This is a genomic window from Streptomyces sp. NPDC001443 (assembly GCF_053597355.1).
In genome coordinates, this window is the sequence record NZ_JBSFIA010000043.1 from 40,159 (window position 1) to 61,246 (window position 21,088).

Genomic DNA, 21,088 nt, shown 5'->3' on the forward strand with positions numbered 1-21,088 from the left:
TGAACCTACCTCGTCCCGACTGGCGGCCGAACGTCTCCCGATACGGGTGTTTTGTGCGGGTCTCGCGCCACGCGGAGGCCCCGCCCGCACCCGCGCGGGACCGTGGGCATACCGTGAGGAGTCGTACACGCGAGTCGGAGGAGAAGTCGGGATGGGCAGCCGTACCGCGCTGGTCGAGGATCTGATGGAGCGCTTTCCGCACGTGCCGCGGGAGGCGGTCTTCAAGGAGGACCTGCTCCGCGGCGGCGTGGCCTTCGATCCGTCGGCGCTGAGCGACAACGAGAGCGGCGAGGTCAAGCCGAAGTCGTACTTCATCTTCTCCTTCGACCACGGCACCCTGCCCGAGCTCGGCGAGGCCGCGCTCAGGCGCCCGCCGGAGGAGATCATCCTCACCGGAGGGCCCTACGACCTGCGCCGGACCGTCGTCTCGGTGCGGGTGAACCCGACCTCGCCCTACCGCGTCGCCGCCGACGGGGAAGGCCTGCTCGGGCTCTACCTCGACGGCCGGCGCATCGCCGACGTCGGCGTGCCGCCCATGCCCGAGTACTACCGGCACAAGCTCTCCAACGGGAAGTCCGTCATGGAGGTGGCCCCCACCATCCAGTGGGGCTACCTGATCTACCTGACCGTTTTCCGGGTCTGCCAGTACTTCGGCGCCAAGGAGGAGTGCCAGTACTGCGACATCAACCACAACTGGCGCCAGCACAAGGCCGCCGGGCGGCCCTACACGGGCGTCAAGGACGTGGAGGAGGTGCTGGAGGCGCTGGAGATCATCGACCGCTACGACACCCAGAAGACCTCCACCGCCTACACCCTCACCGGCGGCGCGATCACCAAGACCGTCGCCGGGCGCGACGAGGCCGACTTCTACGGCCACTACGCCAAGGCCATCGAGGAGCGCTTCCCCGGCCGCTGGATCGGCAAGGTCGTCGCCCAGGCCCTGCCGAAGGACGACGTCCAGCGGTTCAAGGACTACGGCGTGCAGATCTACCACCCCAACTACGAGGTGTGGGACCGGCGGCTGTTCGAGCTGTACTGCCCCGGCAAGGAGCGCTACGTCGGCCGTGACGAGTGGCACAAGCGGATCCTGGACTCCGCGGAGATCTTCGGCGCCCGCAACGTGATCCCCAACTTCGTGGCCGGTGTGGAGATGGCCGAGCCCTTCGGCTTCACCTCCGTCGACGAGGCCATCGCCTCCACCACCGAGGGCCTGCGCTTCTTCATGTCGCACGGCATCACGCCCCGCTTCACCACCTGGTGCCCGGAGCCCACGACCCCGCTCGGCAAGGCCAACCCGCAGGGCGCGCCGCTGGAGTACCACATCCGGCTCCTGGAGGCCTACCGGGCCACGATGGACGACTTCGGCCTGTCCTCCCCGCCCGGCTACGGCCCGCCCGGCCCCGGCAACGCCGTCTTCTCCGTGAGCTCCTTCATGGACAGCCTCCCGGCGAACGAGACGGCGAACGAGACGGCGGACGGGACGGCGGACGAAACGGTGAAGGAGACCGCGAACGGGGCGTGAGCGGGACCGCGAACGGGGCGTGACAGGGGCGAACAGGGCGGACGGGACCGCGGCGGTGTGGCGCGTGATGCGCGCGGTGAGTACAAGTGCCGTCGCAGTCCGTACAGTAGGGCGGAGCCGAGGGGGCTTTCGTGTCAGGCCTGCCGACCGCGCGACCGTCACGCCATGACATCTGAAAAGGGCGCTTGTCAGTTGTGACGGGGACGTGAAAGGGTCGGGCCCTGCTGCGAGGTACCCCCAACTCCTTCGCCGAATACGGCGAGTTGACCTCGATCCTGGATGCAGGAGACCCATGCCCGACCTGCCGACCCCTCGGGACGCCGCCGAGGCCGCACTGTTCTCGGAATGCTGGGACGCGGTGCTTTCCTACGCCGACCTGTGCACGGCCGGTTCCGCGGCCGCCCAGCAACTGGCCAGGGACGCCTTCGCGCTCGGTATACGCGAGTCCCGCGAGGCCGAGGCGAACGGCCGGCGCGGCGCCGGCCGACGCCCCTCCGGGCTGCCCAGGATCCCCCTGCTGCTGACCGCCGTGCGCACCACGGCGGCCGCCTGGGAGGCCGCCGGCCAGGGCCACAAGCTCGACCCCGACCTGCGCCTGTGGCTCAACTCGGACAAGGCCGCCCGCTACACCGGACCGCCGCTGCGCCGCCCCATCGCGCTGCGCGGTCTGCGCGACATGCAGGAACCCGACGCGGCACTGCTCTGGCTCGCCGAGGTCGAGGCGCTGCCGGTGCGGGCGGTGGCCCGCAGGCTCGGCCTCGACCCGGCCGCCGCGAGCGAGGAACTCGACCAGGTGCGCGGCCTGTTCCGGGACCGCTGCCACCGCAACCACCTCGACACACCGCTCGACGGGGAGTGCCGCAGCTACCGTCGGCTGCTGGACGCGGTCACCCGCTCGCCCGTCGCCGACACCCCCGAGGACCTCTCCCGGCATCTCGCCACCTGCGTGGAGTGCGCCGAGGCCGCGGCCTGTCTGCGCCTCCAGGGCGGCGGACTGCCCGCCGCCCTCGCCGGCGGCGTGATCGGCTGGGGCGGCCTCGCCTACCTGGAGCGCCGCCGCCGCGCCGTCGAGGTGCGTCTCGGCGCGCCCCGCCCCGAGGACAAGGACACCGACGGCGACCACACCCAGAGCGGAGCCCACAAGGCGCGCGCCGTGCGCAACGGACTCCTCGTCACCGCCGTCCTGGTCTCGATGCTCGCCCTCGCCGTGTCGATGATGCCCTTCGGCGACGACGGCGCCGACACCGCGGCGGTCAGCGACGACCGCCAGCCGGTGGCCGATCCCCACCCCTCCGTGCCGTCCGGCACCGCCACCCGGTCCGCGTCGGTCACCCACGAGGCCCCGCGGCCCTCCGCCGACAGCGCCTCTGCCACACCCCGCCACGACGACCCCGACCCCGACCCGGAACCCCAGGGCACCTCCTCCACCACCGCCGCCGCGGGCCACCCGTCGGCCCCCGCGCAGACCGGCGCGGCCGTCTGCCACGTCCGCTACGACCTCGACAGCGAATGGACCGACGGCTTCCAGGCCAGGGTCACCGTCACCACCGTGCGGGCCCTCGACACCTGGCAGGTCGCCTGGTCCTACCGCGACGGCCAGCGGGTCGGCCAGATGTGGGACGCGAGCGTCGCCCAGAGCGGCTCCCGCGTCACCGCGACCGCGGCCGACTACAACAAGTCCGTCGCCGCGAACGGCACCCTCGCCTTCGGCTTCCTCGGTACCTGGCAGGGCACCGACTCGGCGCCGTACGGCTTCACCCTCAACGGCCAGGACTGCACCCTGTCCTGAGCGCCGGGAGCCGGCGCGGTGCTCGACGATCCGGCCCGGCTGCCGTCCGGGGCCCGTCCGGCGGAACGTGCCGGACGGGCCGCGGTCCCGGGACGGGCTCAGCGCTTGAGCGTGAAGGTGAAGTCGTCGGAGAGCCTGCCGCTCAGCCGGACCGCCGAGACGAGTTTCCCGTCCGTGATCAGCTTCTCGACCTCGGCCCGGGAAAGACGGCAGCCTTCGGCGATCAGCCGCACCGCCCGGACGGGGATCCGCGCCGAGAAGCGGACCGAGACGTCGATCACCTCGCGGTCCAGGTGACCCGTTCCGCGGGTGTCGAGACGCCAGGCGTCGTCCCAGTCGAGGGACACGTGATTGCGGCGCCGCACGGCCGGATCCTGGAGCAGTTCGGCCGCCAGGGAGGGGTGTGGAGCTGCTGCTTGACCGTGCACGAGTGCGTTTTCGTGAGCGTGGGTGAGCGGCTGGTGGCGGGTGCCGGTGGGTGGGAACGGGGGTTTGCCGGTCGAATGCGTGACCTTTTCGGGTGGGGTGCGTTGAGCGGGGTGACTGCAGTGGTGCGGGGTTGGACGGGCGGGGGTGGGCGGGGTGCGGGAGGTGGCGGCGTCGTTCGTGGTGCCCGGTCCTGCCGGGGTGCCGAAGTCGGCCGCCAACCGTGTCATCGACCACCTCGGGTCGTCGCTCGCGCTCCAGCAGCGCAGAAGGTTCCGCAAGGACGCCGTGCTGATCGTGGACGGCACCCTGGTTCCGACCCGCGACCACACCATCGCCGAGCAGTCGAAGAACTATCGTTACTCGACCAACCATCAGGTCGTCATCGACGCTGACTCCCAACTCGTCGTCGCCGTCGGCCGGCCGCTGCCCGGCAACCGCAACGATTGCAAGGCGTGGGAACTTTCCGGTGCGAAGGCCGCCGTCGGCCGGGCCACGGTCATCGCGGACGGCGGCTATCGGGGCACCGGCCTGCTCGTTCCGCACCGCCGTGAACGCGGCCAGACCGAACTGCCAGCTTGGAAAGAGGAGCACAACACCTCCCACCGCAAGGTCCGGGCCCGCGTCGAGCACGTCTTCGCGCGGATGAAGGCATGGAAGATCCTTCGTGACTGCCGTCTGAAAGGCGACGGCGTTCACACCGCCATGCTCGGCATCGCCCGGCTGCACAACCTCGCCCTCGCGGGGTAACTCCCGCCCCGTACGAGACCAGAGAGGCCCAAGGGAGGTGGCTCCCCGCCTCCCCGGCTCGAAGGATGTTCAGTCGATACAGAACTCGTTGCCCTCGATGTCCAGCATCGGGATGCACGACTCGTTTTCCTCATCGGCATACAGCGTTTGCACGTGGGTCGCACCGAGCGCGACCAGTCGTGCACACTCGGCTTCGAGCGCGGCGAGGCGCCCGTCCCCCACGAGCCCGGTACCGACCCGGACGTCGAGATGCACCCGATTCTTGACGATCTTGCCTTCAGGGACGCGCTGGAAGTACAGGCGCGGGCCCACGCCTGAGGGATCACTGCAGGCGAACCATGATCCCTGCTTCTCGGGAGGCAGGGTGCGGTTGAAATCGTCCCAGGTGGTGAACCCCTCAGGTGGCGGCGGCATGACGTACCCCAACACTTCACACCAGAAGCGAGCGAGGCGCTCAGGTTCTGCGCAGTCAAAGGTGACTTGGAACTTTTTGATCTCTGACATCGGCGCACCGTACCGCTTACCAGGGGGACCCTGCCGCTCATTTCCCCAGGCGGATCCGCCCGCCACCCATCGCATCCTGGGCCGCCTTGGATACCAAGTGATCAAACCGAACAGTCCAGGAGAATGACGCGGCCGTGGCGGCGGAGCGCCCCAGTGGTCCTCAGGATCCAGTCCTGACCAACCACCTTCAGGCCAAGATCAGTTGCGGGACAGCCCTTAGACGGCTCGGTTCGGCCGCATGGTAGTGATCCACGGCGGCACCGCTCCACTGGTTTTCGGGCATCCCACCGCCGGGTCCTGTATATCCACCGGCGTGTCAGCACCGGTGATATCGAAGCGACTTGTGCCGACCGCGTCGGCAGGTACGGCAGACGCCACGGACACCCCGTGCTCCGTGCGTCCGCGCCAGGTCCAGCCGGGACGACGGCCCGACGCACCACAGGGCCACCGGACTTCCTGGTGACGGGCCACCTCCGTCCGGCGCCCCTGGCCGACGGGCGTGCTCCTTCGGCCCGGACGGATTCCCGCCACGGAGAAAAGCGCTGGCCTTCCGGTGAGACACCCGGCTAGGGTTTCCCTGGTTCCGAGGCGGCCGCCGGCCGTCGTGGTCGGCGAGCGTGATCCGGGAGGTGTGACTGATGACTGTCGTTGCGATGGGCGATGCCCGCATCCACGAGTTCATCGATTCCACCTCCGTGGCCCTCGGCTGACATCTCCGGTCTCCGCGCCCGTGTGCGCGGTCCGGCTCCGGGGCCACCCTTGTGAAGGGTCATCCCTTGTCTTCCTCCGTTCAGCCTCCTTCCGCGCACCCTCTCGCCCGCTACGGCTGGGACGCGGATCGGGAGACCGAGTTCGCCCCCTACGCCCGGCAGGGTCTGCTGCCCGGCCGGGTCGTACGGGTCGACCGCGGCCAGTGCGACGTCGTCACCCCTGACGGCACCGTGCGGGCCGACACCGAGTTCGTCGTCCCCCGCGATCCCATGAAGGTCGTGTGCACGGGCGACTGGGTCGCCGTCGACCCGGACGGCGGTGATCCGCGCTATGTGCGGACCCTGCTGACCCGCCGTACCGCCTTCGTACGCTCCACCTCCTCCAAGCGGTCCGAGGGACAGATCCTCGCCGCCAACGTCGACCACGCCGTCGTCGCCGTCTCCCTGGGCGGCGAACTCGACCTCGGCCGCGTCGAACGCTTCCTCGCCCTGGCCTGGGAGTCCGGCGCGCAGCCCGTGGTGGTGCTCACCAAGGCCGACCTCGTGCCGGACCCGGTCGGCCTGTCGTACCTCGTCCAGGACGTGGAGACGACGGCGCCCGGCGTGCCGGTGCTGACCGTCAGCGCCCACGACGGAACCGGACTGGACGTCCTCGTCGCCCTTGTCGGCGGCGGTACGTCCGTGCTGCTCGGCCAGTCCGGCGCGGGCAAGTCGAGCCTCGCGAACGCGCTGCTCGGCGACGACGTGATGGGCGTACAGGCCACCCGTGACGTCGACGGCAAGGGCCGGCACACCACCACCACGCGCAACCTCCTCGTCCTGCCCGGCGGCGGCGTGCTGATCGACACCCCAGGCCTGCGCGGGGTCGGCCTGTGGGACGCCGAGACCGGCGTCGGACAGGTCTTCGCCGAGATCGAGGAGCTGGCGGGGCGGTGCCGCTTCCACGACTGCGCGCACGAGTCCGAACCGGGCTGCGCGGTGCTGGCCGCGCTGGAGACGGGGGAGCTGGCCGTGCGACGGCTGGACAGCTACCGCAAGCTCGTCCGGGAGAACCAGTGGATCGTCGCCAAGACCGACGCCCGGCTGCGGGCGGAGATCCGCAAGGACTGGAAGCGCAAGGGCGCGGAAGGCCGGGCCGCCATGGAGGCGAAGCGAGGGCGGGGACCGCGGTGATCCCCGCGGCCCCCGCCGGGTGACGGGCCCGGGCATCGATACCGGGCGGGGACCGGCGGGCGGCGGGCCGGCGGGTGAGGGCGATGTCCGATACCCGCCAGCCCGGCCGTCCGCCGATCGCCCACACTGGACCTCGTGAGGGACGAGGACAGCAGGTACGAGGCCGTGCGCAGCCGGGACGCCCGGTTCGACGGCGAGTTCTTCTTCGCCGTCGAGACGACCGGCATCTACTGCCGCCCGAGCTGTCCCGCCGTCACCCCACGGCGACGCAACGTACGGTTCTTCGCGACGGCCGCCGCCGCGCAGGGCTCGGGGTTCCGGGCCTGCCGGCGGTGCCGCCCGGACGCCGTACCGGGATCGGCCGCCTGGAACGTACGGGCCGACGTCGTGGGCCGGGCCATGCGGCTGATCGGCGACGGCGTGGTCGACCGCGAGGGCGTCGCGGGCCTCGCCGTCCGGCTGGGCTACAGCGCCCGGCAGGTACAGCGCCAGCTCACCTCGGAACTCGGCGCGGGGCCGGTCGCCCTCGCCCGCGCCCAGCGGGCGCACACCGCGCGCGTGCTGCTCCAGACGACCGGACTGCCGGTCACGGAGATCGCCTTCGCGTCCGGCTTCGCCAGCGTCCGCCAGTTCAACGACACCATCCGGGCCGTCTACGCCGCCACCCCCAGCGCACTGCGCGCCGCCGCGCCCCGCGGCGGACCGGCCACCGCCGTCACGCCCGCCGCCGGGATCCCGATCCGGCTCGCCCACCGCGGCCCCTACCAGGCAGGTCCCGTCCTGGACCTGCTCGCCCGCGAGGCGCTGCCCGGCGTCGAGGAGGTCACCGGCACCCCCGGTGACCGCACCTACCGGCGTACCCTGCGCCTGCCCCACGGCACCGGGATCGCCGCGGTCCGCGAGCGACCGGTCACCCAGCGGGCGACCGCCGCCGCCCACGCCGGCGGCTGGCTCGACGCCCGGCTGCGGCTGACCGACCCACGGGACCTCACCACCGCCGTGCAACGGCTGCGGCGGCTGTTCGACCTCGACGCCGACCCGTACGCCGTCGACGAGCGGCTCGGCGCCGACCCGCGGCTCGCCCCGCTGGTCGCCGCCCGGCCGGGACTGCGCTCACCGGGCGCCGCCGACCCGGACGAACTCGCGGTGCGGGCCCTGGTGGGCCGGGCCGCCGCCGCGGAACTCGTGCGCCGCCGCGGCAAGGCACTCGACGCGCCCTGCGGCACGCTCACCCACCTCTTCCCGGAACCCGCCGCCCTGGCCGGGACCGGGCGCGACGGCCCGCTGGGCGCGCTCGCCACCGCCCTCGCCGACGGAACCGTACGACTGGACGTGGGCGCCGACCGGGACGACGCCGAGCAGGCCCTGCTCGCCCTGCCCGGCATGGACGCCCGGACGGTGGCGGTGATCCGCACCCGCGCCCTCGGCGACCCGGACGTCGCGCCGCCCGGCGCGGACGTCCCCGGCACCTGGCGCCCCTGGCGCTCCTACGCACTGCACCACCTGCGCGCCGCCGACGAGCGGGCCACCCGACAACTTACGGAGAACCGATGACCAGCCCGTCGTACTGGACCAGCCTCGACAGCCCGCTCGGGCCGCTGCTGCTGACCGCCGCCGCCGACGGTGCGCTGACCTCGCTGTCGCTGCCCGGCCAGAAGGGCGGACGCACCCGCGCGGACCTGGACGGCCTGCGCGAGGACCCCGGGCCGTTCCGCGAGAGCGCGCTGCAGCTCGCCGCCTACTTCGCCGGGGAGCTCGAGGAGTTCCGGCTGCCGCTGCGCGCCGAGGGGACGGACTTCCGTACCCGGGTGTGGGACGCCCTCGACACCGTGCCCTACGGGGCGACCACCACGTACGGAGAGATCGCCGCGCGGATCGGGGCCTCCCGGGCCGCCGTGCGGGCGGTCGGCGGCGCGATCGGCGCCAACCCGCTGCTCGTCGTCCGCCCCTGCCACCGGGTGATCGGCGCCGACGGCTCGCTGACGGGCTACGCGGCGGGCCTGGAGCGCAAGGTACGGCTGCTGACGCTGGAAGGAGCGCTGACGGCGGACCGCGGGCTCTGACCGCTGCCGGGGGACCGCCGGGGGACCGCCGGGGGGGAATACCGCCCCCGCGCCGAGGGACCGCCGGGGGGAATACCGCCCCCGCGCCGAGGGGACCGCCGGGGGACCTGCCGTCCCCTCGGAATCCCGCCCCCTCGGAACCCCGCCCCTCATCCCCACACCACCGCGCCCAGCCACGCCCCCGTGACCAGCAGGCAGGCGAACAGCTCGGTCAGGACGCTCCAGCCGCCCGCCCGCATCACCTCGTGCACCGACGCCCGCGCCTCGGCCGACCCGCCCAGGCGCAGCCGCTCGCACAGGTAGATGCCGCCCACGAATCCCGGGACCGCGCCGAGCACGGGGAGCAGGACGAAGCCTGCCAGCGCCCCGGCCCCGGCGTACACGGCCATCCGGGAACTGGCCGCGCTCTGCCGCAGCCGCCGGGGCGGCAGCGCCCAGCGCACCGCCTGGGCGAGGAACAGGGTGCAGGTGGCGCCGACGAGGACGCCCCAGGCGACCGGCTGCGGATCGTTCAGCGCCCACCACAGGACCCCGGACCACACCAGCCACGCCCCCGGCACCCCGGGTACCAGCACTCCGCACAGGCCGAGCAGGACCACCAGGCCGACCAGCAGGAGTTCCCACACTCCCATCTGCCCAGGGTGCCCGAGCCGGGGAGGAACGGCAGGTCAGTCCCGCGCCATCCGGTCCCGCGCCATCCGGTCCCGCGCCATCCGGTCCCGCGCCATCCGGTCCCGCGCCATCCGGTCCTGCCCGTGCGTGCGCACCCCGCCCTCCGGCCTGCTCTTGCGCACCACCGGTCACAGATACGTACTGGTGTTCCCGATGTCACCCTATATGCCGTTCGGCGGGGAGGGATCGCACAGGATTTTCCTGATGCCCCGTTTTCATCAGGCCCTCGCGGTGGACAATTAGGGGCATGAGCCAGCAGGGGGGAAGGCCCACCGGTCACGAGGACGACTGGTGGAGGCAGCTGTACGACGACTCCACCGAGGACACCGGCCCGGTGGCCGCGGCCGACTCGCTGGACGACCGGTTCGCCTCGGCCGCGGGGACGCTGGGGGACGGGACGGCGTTACCGGAGGGCGGCGCGGCGCGGGCGGTGCCGCCGCGGCAGCGCGCCCCCTGGGAACCGCTGTCCACCGCGCCCGAACCACCTTTCAGCCCTGACCGGCCCTCCGCCGCGGACCTCTCCTCCGCCGCGGACCCGGCGCTCCTCCCCGACCTGCCCGCCCGTCCCGACCCGGCGGCTCTCCCGGACCCGGCGCCCCGTCCCGAACCGCCGTCCGCAGCGCCCGGCACCGTCCTCCCCGAACTCCCCGCCCTCCCCGAACTCCCCGCCCGCCCCGAACTCCCGCCGCCCGCTCCCGCCGAGGCCCCCGCGGCCTTCCCGCCCGGGCCCATGCCGCCTGGGTTCCACCAGCGCACCCCCCAGGAGCGCACGAACTCGGTGACCGGCCCCGCCGTGACCGGCGCGGGCCCCGCCCGCCGGGACCCCGCAGGACCGCCCTCCGACGCCGCCCTCCCCGCCGACGGGCCGCGGCCGGGCACCGACACCCGTCTCGGCCTCCCCGTCGTCGACCGGGCCGGCCGCCGCGACCACGTCGGCTCCGGGCCGCCCACCTACGACGCCGAACCGACCGCGCTCCCGCCCGCCGACCCCGACGCACTCGACGACCTGGTCGCCGACACCGTGCTCGACGGAGCCCACTACGGCGCCTGCACCCTGCGCGCCGTCTCCGCCCGCGGCGACTCGGCCCGCTTCCGTGGCGAACCGCGCCGCGACGCGCTGCTCACCGCACGCTTCGGACAGGGCGACGCGGCCCTGGTGCTGGTGGCCATGGCGACCGGCGCCCGTGCCACGACCGGGGCCCACCGGGCGGCCGCGGAGGCCTGCCAGTGGATGGGCCGTGCCGTGGGCCGCAGCCATGCCCGGCTCGCGGAGGACATCCGGGCCGGACGGCGCGGCGAACTCAAGTCCGGCCTGCACCGCCTCACCGACCGCAGCCTCGGCAAACTCCGCGCCAGTGCCACGCTCCACGGCATCGACCCCGACGCGTACACGGCCGACCTGCGCTGTCTGCTGCTGCCGGCCGACCCCGACTGCCGTACCCGGGTGTTCTTCGGAGTCGGCGAGGGCGGGCTGTTCCGGCTGCGGGGCGGCGAATGGCAGGACATCGAGCCTCGGGTAACCGAGACCAGGGGCGGACCCGTGGTCGGCTTCGGCTCGCCGCCCGCCGAGACTCCCGAGGGCGACCGGCTCACCATGGACCTGGGCATCCCGACCCCGCCGAGCCCCTACGAACCCGCCCCGCAGGCACCCCGCGAACCCTTCCGCTTCCGGGCCTCGGTAGCCCGGCCGGGTGACACCCTGCTGGTGTGCACCGGCGGCCTCGCCGAGCCGCTGCGCGGCGAGCCCGAACTCTGCGGATACCTCGGCGAGCGGTGGTCGGCGGGGGAGGCGCCCGGTCTCGCCGCGTTCCTCGCGGACACCCTGGTCCGGGTCAAGGGGTACGCGGACGACCGTACGGCGGCGGCGGTCTGGGAGGCGTGACGGCGGCTGCTGTGTCTCCATGGAAACCGGAGGCATCCGCAGCCGACCGGGAGGACATCCGACAGCCATGGCCAAGCAGAACGTCGCCGAACAGTTCGTGGACATCCTCACCCGCGCCGGAGTCACCCGCCTGTACGGCGTCGTCGGCGACAGCCTCAACCCGGTGGTCGACGCGGTCCGCCGCAACTCCGCCATCGACTGGATCCACGTACGCCACGAGGAGACGGCGGCCTTCGCGGCCGGCGCCGAGGCCCAGCTCACCGGGAAGCTGGCGGCCTGCGCGGGCTCCTGCGGACCCGGCAACCTGCACCTGATCAACGGCCTGTACGACGCCCATCGCTCCATGGCCCCGGTCTTGGCCCTCGCCTCGCACATCCCCTCCAGCGAGATCGGCCTCGGCTACTTCCAGGAGACCCACCCCGACCGGCTGTTCGCCGAGTGCAGCCACTACAGCGAACTGATCTCCAGCCCGAAGCAGATGCCCCGGGTGCTCCAGACCGCCGTCCAGCACGCCATCGGCCTCGGCGGGGTCAGCGTCGTCACCCTCCCCGGCGACATCGCCGACCTGCCCGCACCCGAGAAGACCTTCGAGACCGCGCTCGTCACCGCCCGCCCCACCGTCCGGCCGGGCGACACCGAGATCGACCGGCTGGTCGAGATGATCGACCGGGCCGAGAAGGTCACCCTGTTCTGCGGCAGCGGCACGGCGGGCGCGCACGCCGAGGTCATGGAGTTCGCCGGGAAGGTCAAGTCCCCCGTGGGCCACGCCCTGCGCGGCAAGGAATGGATCCAGTACGACAACCCGTACGACGTCGGGATGAGCGGACTGCTCGGCTACGGCGCCGCCTACGAGGCCACCCACGAGTGCGACCTGCTGCTCCTGCTCGGCACCGACTTCCCGTACAACGCCTTCCTGCCCGACGACGTGCGGATCGCCCAGGTCGACGTCCGGCCCGAACACCTGGGCCGTCGTTCCAAGCTGGACCTCGCGGTGTGGGGCGACGTACGGGAGACCCTGCGCTGTCTCACCCCGAGGGTGCGGCCCAAGGACGACCGGCGCTTCCTCGACCGGATGCTCACCAAGCATGCCAACGCGCTGGAGGGGGTGGTGAAGGCGTACACCCGGAAGGTGGAGAAGCACGTTCCGATCCACCCCGAGTACGTGGCGTCCGTGCTGGACGAACTCGCGGACGACGACGCGGTCTTCACCGTCGACACCGGCATGTGCAACGTCTGGGCCGCCCGCTACATCTCGCCCAACGGCCGTCGCCGCGTCATCGGTTCCTTCTCCCACGGGTCGATGGCGAACGCGCTGCCGATGGCGATCGGCGCGCAGTTCACCGACCGCGGCCGGCAGGTCGTGTCGATGTCCGGCGACGGCGGGTTCGCGATGCTGATGGGCGACTTCCTGACCCTGGTCCAGTACGACCTGCCGGTGAAGGTCGTGCTCTTCAACAACTCGTCCCTCAGCATGGTGGAGTTGGAGATGCTGGTGGCCGGTCTGCCCGCGTACGGCACCACCAACAAGAACCCCGACTTCGCCGCCGTCGCCCGGGCCTGCGGCGCCCACGGGATGCGGGTGGAGAAGCCCAAACAGCTCGCCGGCGCCCTGAAGGACGCCTTCGCGCACAAGGGTCCGGCCCTCGTCGACGTCGTCACCGACCCCAACGCCCTGTCCATCCCGCCGAAGATCAGGGCGGAGATGGTGACCGGCTTCGCGCTGTCCGCGTCGAAGATGGTCCTGGACGGCGGCGTCGGCCGGATGCTCCAGATGGCCCGCTCCAACCTGCGCAACGTGCCGCGCCCTTGACGCCCCGCCCCGGCGGCACGGCGTCCACCGGGGCGAGGGTGCGGGTCCGGCCGGGCGGCCGGTTTCAGGAGCGGCGCAGCCGCAGGGTGCGGATCTCGAACGGCCGCAGGACCGCGGCCGGGTCCGGGCCGTCGGGCAGCGGCTGTTCGAGCAGGTCGGTCACCTCCGTACGGGCGACCGGGAAGTCCGCCGACAGCTCGCAGCGGGCCCGCCCGCCCCGGGACTCGTACAGCCGGACCACCACGTCCCCGCCGCGGTCGTCCGCGAGCTTCACCGACTCGACGGTCACCGCCGGGTCCGCCACCCGCACCAGCGGCGCGGGCGCCGGCGCCTCGGCGGGCCGCAGCGGCAGATTGAGCGCCAGCCCCTCCGCGACCGCGTCCCCTACCGCCGCGCCCGGCAGCAGCGCGTACGTGAAGCGGTGGGTGCCGAGGTCGGTCTCGGGATCCGGGCTGTGCGGGGCGCGCAGCAGGGTCAGCCGTACGGTCGTGCCGAGGCCGCCCTCGTACGGGGTGCGGGTCACGTCGTGGCCGTACGTCGAGTCGTTGAGGACCGCCACGCCGTAGCCCTCCTCCGCCACCCGCAGCCAGCGGTGGGCGCAGATCTCGAAACGGGCCGCGTCCCAGGACGTGTTGGTGTGGGTGGGGCGGTGCACATGCCCGAACTGGATCTCGGCGGCGGAGCGTTCGGCGTGCACGTCGAGCGGGAAGGCGGCCTTGAGGACCTTCTCGGACTCCTGCCAGTCGACGTCCGTGACGATGTCGACGCGACGGCTCGCGGCGGTCAGCCGGATCTCCTGGCTCAGCCGCGAGGCGCCGAACGCGCGGGTGACCCGTACGGCGGCCCGCAGCGGACCGTCCGCCACCAGCTCTACCGAGTCCGCCTCCGTCAGGTCCGTGTGCCGGCGCCGGTAGTGCCGGTCGATGTCCCAGGCGTCCCACGCGTTGGGGTGGTCGGGGTGCAGCTGGAGGAGGTTGCCGGGCCCGCACAGGACCTCCCGGCCGGCCACCAGATCCCGCACGGACGTCAGCAGACCGTCGGCGTCGACGCGCACGCGCAGCCACGCGTTCTCCAGCACGAGCGTGTCGCCGTCGCGCTCCGCGCGGACGCCCCGGGCGGGCGCCGTCGTCGGTACCGCGGCGCCGCCCAGCCCCGGTACGGTCACCACCGCGTCCCCGACCACCTCGGTCCGCTCGTACGGCGAGGCGTTGAGCACCGCCGGGCCGCCCGGCCCCAGCGCCCGCACCGCCCCGGCCGTGAGCTCCGCCAGCTCCGCCAGTACGCGCGCGTACGTCTCCCGGGCCTCCCGGTGCACCCACGCGATGGACGAGCCGGGCAGGATGTCGTGGAACTGGTGCAGCAGCACCGTCTTCCACAGCCGGTCCAGCGCGTCGTACGGATAGGCGTACGACGCGCTGCGCACGGCCGCCGTCGCGCACCACAGCTCGGCCTCGCGCAAAGCGTGTTCGCAGCGCCGGTTGCCCTGCTTGGTCTTCGCCTGGGTGGTGTAGGTGGCCCGGTGCAGCTCCAGGTACAGCTCGCCCGACCACACCGGCGCCTGCGGCCCGTACTCCTGCTCGGCGGCCGCGAAGAAGGCGGACGGCCGCTCGATCTCCACCCGCGGTGAGCCCTCCAGGGAGCGCAGCCGCCGCGCCTTCTCCAGCATCTCCCGGGTGGGTCCGCCGCCGCCGTCGCCCCAGCCGAACGGGACCAGGGACCGGCTCGCCCGCCCCTTGTCGGCGAAGTTGCGTTCGGCGTGGGCGAGTTCACGGCCGTGCAGCTGGGAGTTGTAGGTGTCGACGGGCGGGAAGTGGGTGAAGACGCGGGTGCCGTCGATGCCCTCCCACCAGAAGGAGTGGTGGGGCATCCGGTTGGACTGGTTCCAGCTCAGCTTCTGGCTGAGGAACCAGCGGATTCCGGCCAACTTCGCGAGCTGCGGGAAGGCTGCGGTGTAGCCGAAGGAGTCGGGCAGCCAGATTTCCTCCGTCCGCACGCCCAGTTCCTCGGCGAAGAACCGTTTGCCGTGGGTGAGTTGGCGGGCCAGCGCCTCGCCGCCGGGCATGTTGGCGTCCGACTCCACCCACATCGAGCCGACCGGCGCCCAGTTGCCGTCCTGGACCGCTTTCCTGATGCGCTCCCAGATGTGCGGCTGGTGCTCCTTCACCCACGCGTACTGCTGGGCCTGCGAGCAGGAGAAGACCAGTTCGGGGTAGTCGGCGGCGAGCGCGGTGACGTTGGCGAAGGTGCGGGACGCCTTGCGGACCGTCTCGCGCAGCGGCCACAGCCACGCCGAGTCGATGTGGGCGTGCCCGGTCGCCGAGACGCGGTGGGCGCTCGCCGCCGCCGGGCGGGACAGCACGTCCGTGAGGGCCGCGCGGGCCGCCGCCGCGGTGCCGGGCACGTCGTGCAGATCCAGGGTGTCGAGCATGTCCTCCAGGGCGCGCAGGATCTCGTGCCGGCGCGGCCGCTGCGCGTCCAGCTCGTACATCAGCTCCGACAGCACCTCGACGTCGATGACCAGGTGCCATACGTCCTCGTTCAGCACGGCCAGTTCGGCGGCGCGGAACCGGTAGCAGGGCCGGTCGCCCGCGGTCAGCACGTCGCCCAGGCGGGTCGGCTCGAAGCCGCCGTGCAGCACGGCGGGGTTGGCCGCCGCCTCCAGGAGCAGGTCCACCGGCTCGCCGCCGCGCGCGGGGCGGCCGACGGTCAGGTGCCGGTTGCGGGGGTGGATTCCCTTCAGCGGTACTCCGGAGGTGTCGAAGAGCAGGCCCTCCGCCTGGAAGCCGGGGCCGTCGCGGGTGAACCCGGGGTCGATCACCGCCTCCACCCGCCGCCCCGCCCACTCCTCGGGCACCCGGCCGGTCAGCCGGAACCAGCTCGTCGACCAGGGCTTTCCCCACTCGGTGCCGGCCGTGAAGGGCTCGTAGTCCGCCCGCAGGGCCTGCTCCACCGGCACCGGCTCGCCCGGTACGTGCCACACGGACAGCTCCAGCGGCACCGCGGGGCCGTACCGCGCGGGCCGCAGGAACTGTCGCAGGGCGCGTTCCAGGCGCGCCTCCACCAGGGCTCGGTCGTCGTGCACGGCACTCTCCTCGGCGGCTCGGGCGGTGCTGTCGGAAGTCCTGTACCCCTTTCGGACGGCCGCGCCGACACGAGTCCGCGTGGCCCGGCCGCCGCCGAAGGCGTCGTGGGCATGGCCGAAGACCCGGTCGTCGGGGATCCGGCATGAGTGCGGCGATGCCGGTGGGGCATGTCTCCCCGTGAACGTGTTCGAGCTGGAGGGGAACCGACATCGGCGCGCGGGCGGGGGCCATGACGAGGCAGGCACGAGGGAGCGGTCCCGTGGTGACCGGGACCACCTCGGCGGAGGTGAGAGCGGACGCGAGAGCCGTGGGGGGAGAGCCGGAGGACGCCGGGCCGCGGACGCGGCCGTCGCAGCTGCGGCACAGACTGGGGCGGGCGGACCTGCGGGCGGTGCCCGAGGCCCGCAGGGCGCTGCGCGAGCTGCTGCGGCACTGGGGGAAACCGGGCCGGTCGGAGATCGCGGAGCTGCTCACCAGCGAGCTGGTCACCAACGCACTCGTGCACACCGACCGTGAGGCCCTGCTGACGGCCACCGTCGGACCGGACGGACTGCGGGTGGAGGTACGCGACTTCGTGGCCGGCCGGCCACGGCCGCGGGTCCCGGCCGCGGAGGACGGCACGCACGGGCGGGGCCTGCTGCTGGTGCAGTCCCTCGCGTCCGCGTGGGGCGTGCGGCCGCACGGGGTGGGCAAGTCGGTGTGGTTCGAACTGGACGCGGAAGCGGCGTGAGGGCCGCACGGGCGGCCGGACGGACGAACGGGAGGGGGTGCGGCGCGCCGGAGCCGCACCCCCTCCCGTCGCCGCCCGGTACCGGGCCCCGGCTCAGCCGAACTGCTGCTCCAGGTCCTTGAGCTTGCGCTCCAGGTGGTCGAGCCGCGGCAGTGCCATGGTGTCGTCCTCGGTGGTCAGGTCGACGGTGATCGGGTCAGAACCAGTCCGTACGGGCTGGAGGGACGGCCGTGAGCGCGCGGGCAGCTCCAACTCCGGTGTCGATATGGCAGGCTCCGCGGCGGCGCGCTCGGGGCCCCGCTCCAGGGCCTGCGCCTCCGGTCGGCGACCGCCCCGCCCGACGAACCCGCGGTGGCCCCGGCTGATCGCCTTGAGCTGTGCGCGCTCCACCCGCTCCTTGTCGCGCCGCAGCAGCCGGGCGGCCTCCTTCTGGCGCTTGTCCTCGCGTACCTCGTCGACCGCCTCGTCCAGCGAGCGCACGCCCTCCAGCAGCATCAGCGACCAGGCGCCGTACGTCTCGCGGGGCGCACGCAGCCAGCGGACGATACGGATCTGCGGCAGCGGACGCGGCACCAGACCCTGCTCGCGCAGCGCGGCCCGGCGGGTCTGCTTCAGCGCACGGTCGAACAGCACCGCCGCGGACAGGGACATGCCGGAGAAGAACTGGGGAGCGCCGTCGTGGCCGATGCCACGGGGCGCGTGGACCCAGTTGAACCAGGCGGCCGCGCCCGCGAACGTCCACACGAGTATGCGGGAGCCGAGGGCCGCGTCGCCGTGGCTGGCCTCGCGCACCGCGAGCACGGAGCAGAACATCGCCGCGCCGTCCAGACCGAACGGCACCAGGTACTCCCAACCGCCGGAGAGGCCCAGGTTCTGCTCGCCGAAGCCGACCAGGCCGTGGAAGGAGAGTGCCGCGGCAACGGCCGCACAGCAGAACAGAAGTACATAGGAGGCGGTGCCGTATATGGCCTCCTTGCGCCTGCGGCGCTCTTCGCTGCGCTCCCACGAGTCGTCCGCGCTCGTGTCCTTCCCCGAGGAGCGCTTGCCACGCGCCAGCACCGCAACCGCCGCCAGCATGCCCAGGAGCAGTACGGCGCCGGGAAGCAGCCAGTTCAGCGATATGTCGGTCAGTCTCATCTGGGGTCCCTTGCATTGGGATAGGGCGTAACGCCCGCCATAGTGGCCCAATTCCACCGGCCCTCAGGGGGTTTCTGGGCAAGAGGCCGCCAAGGAGGTGCAAGGGGATGCCGAGGGCGACACTCTGCTCGAACTGCCATATGAGGGGCAGGAGTTGAGTTCGATTAACACTACCCGTAAGGATGGTTCCACGGATAGTTCCTGCGGCAAGTGAGGAAGTTGTGAATCCCCGGTGACCGTGGCGGGGTCGGCTCAGGTCGGTTCCGGGGGTGGCGGCGGTGCGTCCGTCGGTCTGACGCCGGGTCAACTCACGGCTGCGGCGGTCAACTTCGCGACCCGGTCCGCGTCACAGGTGCGCGGGCAGGTGGTGCAGGTGTCCTGCGGGCGCACCGTGTAGAACATGCAGCAGCTCGCCCGGTCCCGGGTGGGCAGCGGCTCGCCGTCCGGCCCGGTCAGCTCGCGGAAGGCGGCCGAGCCGACGTACGGCCTGGTCGCGCCCGGCAGCAGCGCCTCCAGCTCGCGCATCGCGCGCCGCTCCTCGCCGATCAGGTGGGCGACGTACCAGAGTCCCTCGACGATCTCGTCGGTCACCATGCCCCACAGGGCGCGCCCGCGCCGCCGCATCAGCGGGCCGAACCCGCCGAGCACGGGTTCCATGTGCTCGGCGACCGCCGCGCGCACCTCGGCGCGCAGCGCCTCCTCGTCGGCGACCACCCGGGCGCCGGGCAGTGCCGCGGCGGGATCGCCCGGCAGGCAGGCGAAGGAGGCGGTGCGCACGGCCATGCGGCCGGCGGTGCGGTCGTACGAGACATGCGTCACGGGGAGGCGGGGCACCCTGCGGTGCAGGAACCAGGGCACGGTGATGAGCAGGCAGGCGGGCCAGGCGTACCGGTGCAGTCCGAAGCTCGCGACGACGTCCGGGCGGGCGCGTTGTCCGTAGTCCCGCAGCACCTGGGCGTCGTCCCAGGCCAGGAAGGCCTCCAGGCCGCTGCCGCCGTCCACGAGGGCGGTCGCGCCGACCCAGCCGCCGCCGGTCGGGGCGGCTTCGGGGCCGGTCAGCTCGGTCACGGTGAGCCCGGGGTAGACCTCGGTGAGGCGGGCGTACGCGTCCGCGACGGCCGACAGGGGCAGGGGCATACCGGACCACCGATTCACGGTCGACTGCGGACGACTAGAGGTAAGGCTTACCTTACCCTGCCTGGTCGGGATTTGAACGAGGCGGATCTGCGCCTAAGGTGCTTGACGGACGAGTAACAACCCGTCGTAATAGCCCCAAGTACCGACAAGCCCGGAGGAGAGTCCGTGGAGCAGAGCACGCAGGGCTCCACCGGGCCGCAGGTCGCCCCGCAGGCGCGGCTCGGAGAGATGAGGGTCCCGGTCCAGCCGCGGGCCGCGGACCGGGACCGGATCCGCCAGGAGCCGCCGGACGGCGCGGCCCGCGGTGAGCACACGCACGCCGAGCCGCCGATGCCCCGGCCGCACACCGCCGTCGCCGGTCCGACGTCGTCCCATGCCGCCGTGCAGCGGACCGCGGTGCCGCACCTGGGGGATCTGGAGTCCACCGCCACGCGTCCCGTCGGCACCCGCCCCGCCGTGCCGCACCCGGCTGTCGAGCGGCCCTCCGTGCAGCGTTCCTCGGTGCGCGGCCAGATCGTCGACGCGCTGCGCACCGCTCTGGTGGCCGGGGAGCTGACGCCGGGCGAGGTGTACTCGGCACCCGCGCTGGCCGAGCGCTTCGGGGTCTCCGCGACCCCCGTCCGGGAGGCCATGCAGCAGCTCGCGCTGGAGGGCGCCGTCGAGGTCGTCCCCAACCGCGGGTTCCGGGTGATCGAGCGCGACGCGCGCGAACTGGCCGAGCTCGCCGAGGTCAGGGGGCTGGTCGAGGTCCCGGTGATGCTGCGGCTGGCCCGCGCGGTGGCGCCCGAGCGCTGGGCGGAGCTGCGCCCGCTCGCCGAGGCGACGGTACGCGCCGCTTCGACCGGCTGCCCGGCGACGTACGCCGAGTCCGACCGTGCCTTCCACCGTGCGGTGCTGTCCCTCGCGGGCAACGCCCAACTGGTCCGTATCGCCGAAGACCTGCACCGGCGCGCGCAGTGGCCGCTCGTCGGGGGCGCCGCCCGGCAGCGGCGCGCGGAGTTGGTGGCCGACGCGTCGGAACACCTGAGCCTGCTGGAAGCGCTGATCGACCAGGACCTGGACGTGGTCCGGTCCCTGCTCCGAGAACACTTCACCGGCACCGCCTGACCCGGCAAACGGCCCGGCCTCCACAGGGGGCTGACCGCCCGACACCCGGCCTCTGCTGGGGGCTGACCGCCCGACGCCCGGCCCCTGCTGGGGGCTGATTGCCTGACGCCTGGCTTCCGCCGGGGCTGACCGGCTCCCGGTCCCGTGGCGGCGGCCCGCCCCCGCTGGGGCCCACCGGTCCGCGAGGCGCGACCCGGTGCCGCCGGTGTCGACGCCTCGCCTCCACCGGGGCTGACCGGCCCGCGGTCTTGTGCCCCTGTGCCGACGGCCCGCCCCGCTGGGCCCCTGCCCGCGAGGCGCGACCCCGTCCCCCCGGTGGCGACGGCCGTCTCACCCGGGGCTGAGCGGGCCGCGCCCCCATGCTCCCGTCCCCGTGCCGACGGCTCGCGAAGCGCGGCCTCGTACCCGGTGCCGTCGTGCCCTCGCCCCGGCCGGGCCTTCGCCCTCGCCCCGGCCGGGCCTTCGCCCTCGCCCCGGCCGGGCCTTCGCCCTCGCCTCGGCCGGGCCTTCGCCCTCGCCTCGGCCGGGCCTTCGCCCTCGCCTCGGCCGGGCCTTCGCCCTCGCCTCGGCCGGGCCTTCGCCCTCGCCTCGGC

At 73.2% G+C, this 21,088-nt stretch carries 15 protein-coding genes and 2 pseudogenes; 10 read left to right on the forward strand and 7 right to left on the reverse strand.

Going from position 1 to position 21,088, the window contains the following annotated elements; genetic code table 11:
• Positions 1 to 151 precede the first annotated feature (151 nt).
• Together ACWC24_RS34030 and ACWC24_RS34035 are read left to right on the forward strand one after the other, a co-directional pair.
• Positions 152 to 1,522 (forward strand): radical SAM protein, encoded by a 1,371-nt coding sequence (locus ACWC24_RS34030; protein WP_450666767.1) that lies wholly within the window; start codon positions 152 to 154, stop codon positions 1,520 to 1,522.
• 292 nt (positions 1,523 to 1,814) lie between these two features.
• The gene (locus ACWC24_RS34035; protein ID WP_450666768.1) at positions 1,815 to 3,311 is read left to right on the forward strand and encodes a cellulose binding domain-containing protein; all 1,497 of its coding nucleotides are present in this window, start codon (positions 1,815 to 1,817) and stop codon (positions 3,309 to 3,311) included.
• Positions 3,312 to 3,409: 98 nt separating this feature from the next.
• On the opposite strand, the pseudogene ACWC24_RS34040 reads toward ACWC24_RS34035, so the two are convergent.
• Positions 3,410 to 3,712 (reverse strand): annotated as a pseudogene (locus ACWC24_RS34040) (DUF1062 domain-containing protein); the annotation flags it as partial.
• Between the two features lie 223 nt (positions 3,713 to 3,935).
• On the opposite strand from ACWC24_RS34040, the pseudogene ACWC24_RS34045 reads away from it, so the two are divergent.
• Positions 3,936 to 4,487, forward strand: a pseudogene (locus ACWC24_RS34045) (transposase); the annotation flags it as partial.
• Between the two features lie 69 nt (positions 4,488 to 4,556).
• Here ACWC24_RS34045 and ACWC24_RS34050 read toward each other — a convergent pair.
• Positions 4,557 to 4,991 carry a VOC family protein gene (locus ACWC24_RS34050; RefSeq protein WP_450666769.1) on the reverse strand — a complete coding sequence of 145 codons (435 nt, stop codon included), beginning with the start codon at positions 4,989 to 4,991 and terminating at the stop codon, positions 4,557 to 4,559.
• A gap of 776 nt (positions 4,992 to 5,767) precedes the next feature.
• Here ACWC24_RS34050 and rsgA point away from each other — a divergent pair.
• The 3 genes from rsgA to ACWC24_RS34065 all read left to right on the forward strand — a co-directional run bounded on the left by rsgA (position 5,768) and on the right by ACWC24_RS34065 (position 8,937).
• Entirely contained in the window at positions 5,768 to 6,874 is a 1,107-nt protein-coding gene (gene rsgA / locus ACWC24_RS34055) for a ribosome small subunit-dependent GTPase A (RefSeq protein WP_450666770.1), read from the forward strand.
• A gap of 135 nt (positions 6,875 to 7,009) precedes the next feature.
• Positions 7,010 to 8,428, forward strand: a complete 1,419-nt coding sequence (locus ACWC24_RS34060; protein WP_450666771.1) for a bifunctional transcriptional activator/DNA repair enzyme AdaA — start codon at positions 7,010 to 7,012, stop codon at positions 8,426 to 8,428.
• Positions 8,425 to 8,937, forward strand: a complete 513-nt coding sequence (locus ACWC24_RS34065) for a methylated-DNA--[protein]-cysteine S-methyltransferase (RefSeq protein WP_450666772.1) — start codon at positions 8,425 to 8,427, stop codon at positions 8,935 to 8,937. The genes ACWC24_RS34060 and ACWC24_RS34065 overlap by 4 nt, the downstream gene beginning before the upstream one ends.
• 149 nt (positions 8,938 to 9,086) lie before the next feature.
• On the opposite strand, the gene ACWC24_RS34070 is transcribed toward ACWC24_RS34065, so the two are convergent.
• Both ACWC24_RS34070 and ACWC24_RS34075 read right to left on the reverse strand, forming a co-directional pair.
• On the reverse strand, positions 9,087 to 9,569 hold the full coding sequence (locus ACWC24_RS34070) for a DUF456 domain-containing protein (protein ID WP_450666773.1): 483 nt from the start codon (positions 9,567 to 9,569) through the stop codon (positions 9,087 to 9,089).
• 36 nt (positions 9,570 to 9,605) lie between these two features.
• Entirely contained in the window at positions 9,606 to 9,734 is a 129-nt protein-coding gene (locus ACWC24_RS34075) for a hypothetical protein (protein WP_450666774.1), read from the reverse strand.
• A gap of 122 nt (positions 9,735 to 9,856) precedes the next feature.
• Here ACWC24_RS34075 and ACWC24_RS34080 point away from each other — a divergent pair, with 122 nt between their 5' ends.
• Together ACWC24_RS34080 and ACWC24_RS34085 are read left to right on the forward strand one after the other, a co-directional pair.
• Entirely contained in the window at positions 9,857 to 11,491 is a 1,635-nt protein-coding gene (locus ACWC24_RS34080; protein ID WP_450666775.1) for a protein phosphatase 2C domain-containing protein, read from the forward strand.
• A 67-nt stretch (positions 11,492 to 11,558) separates the two neighbouring features.
• Positions 11,559 to 13,301: a pyruvate dehydrogenase gene (locus ACWC24_RS34085; protein ID WP_450666776.1), complete on the forward strand. Its 1,743-nt coding sequence runs from the start codon at positions 11,559 to 11,561 to the stop codon at positions 13,299 to 13,301.
• 64 nt (positions 13,302 to 13,365) lie between these two features.
• Here the strand turns inward: ACWC24_RS34085 and ACWC24_RS34090 are convergent, their stop codons facing one another.
• Positions 13,366 to 16,383, reverse strand: a complete 3,018-nt coding sequence (locus ACWC24_RS34090) for an alpha-mannosidase (RefSeq protein WP_450666777.1) — start codon at positions 16,381 to 16,383, stop codon at positions 13,366 to 13,368.
• Positions 16,384 to 16,643: 260 nt separating this feature from the next.
• Between ACWC24_RS34090 and ACWC24_RS34095 the strand changes: the two genes are divergently transcribed.
• Positions 16,644 to 17,114, forward strand: a complete 471-nt coding sequence (locus ACWC24_RS34095; RefSeq protein WP_450666778.1) for an ATP-binding protein — start codon at positions 16,644 to 16,646, stop codon at positions 17,112 to 17,114.
• 93 nt (positions 17,115 to 17,207) lie between these two features.
• On the opposite strand, the gene ACWC24_RS34100 is transcribed toward ACWC24_RS34095, so the two are convergent.
• Entirely contained in the window at positions 17,208 to 18,251 is a 1,044-nt protein-coding gene (locus tag ACWC24_RS34100) for a DUF2637 domain-containing protein (protein ID WP_450666779.1), read from the reverse strand.
• A gap of 303 nt (positions 18,252 to 18,554) precedes the next feature.
• Positions 18,555 to 19,388, reverse strand: coding sequence for a (2Fe-2S)-binding protein (locus ACWC24_RS34105; protein ID WP_450666780.1), 834 nt, complete (start codon positions 19,386 to 19,388; stop codon positions 18,555 to 18,557).
• Between the two features lie 165 nt (positions 19,389 to 19,553).
• On the opposite strand from ACWC24_RS34105, the gene ACWC24_RS34110 reads away from it, so the two are divergent.
• Positions 19,554 to 20,495: a GntR family transcriptional regulator gene (locus ACWC24_RS34110; RefSeq protein ID WP_450666781.1), complete on the forward strand. Its 942-nt coding sequence runs from the start codon at positions 19,554 to 19,556 to the stop codon at positions 20,493 to 20,495.
• The last annotated feature ends 593 nt before the right edge of the window (positions 20,496 to 21,088 follow it).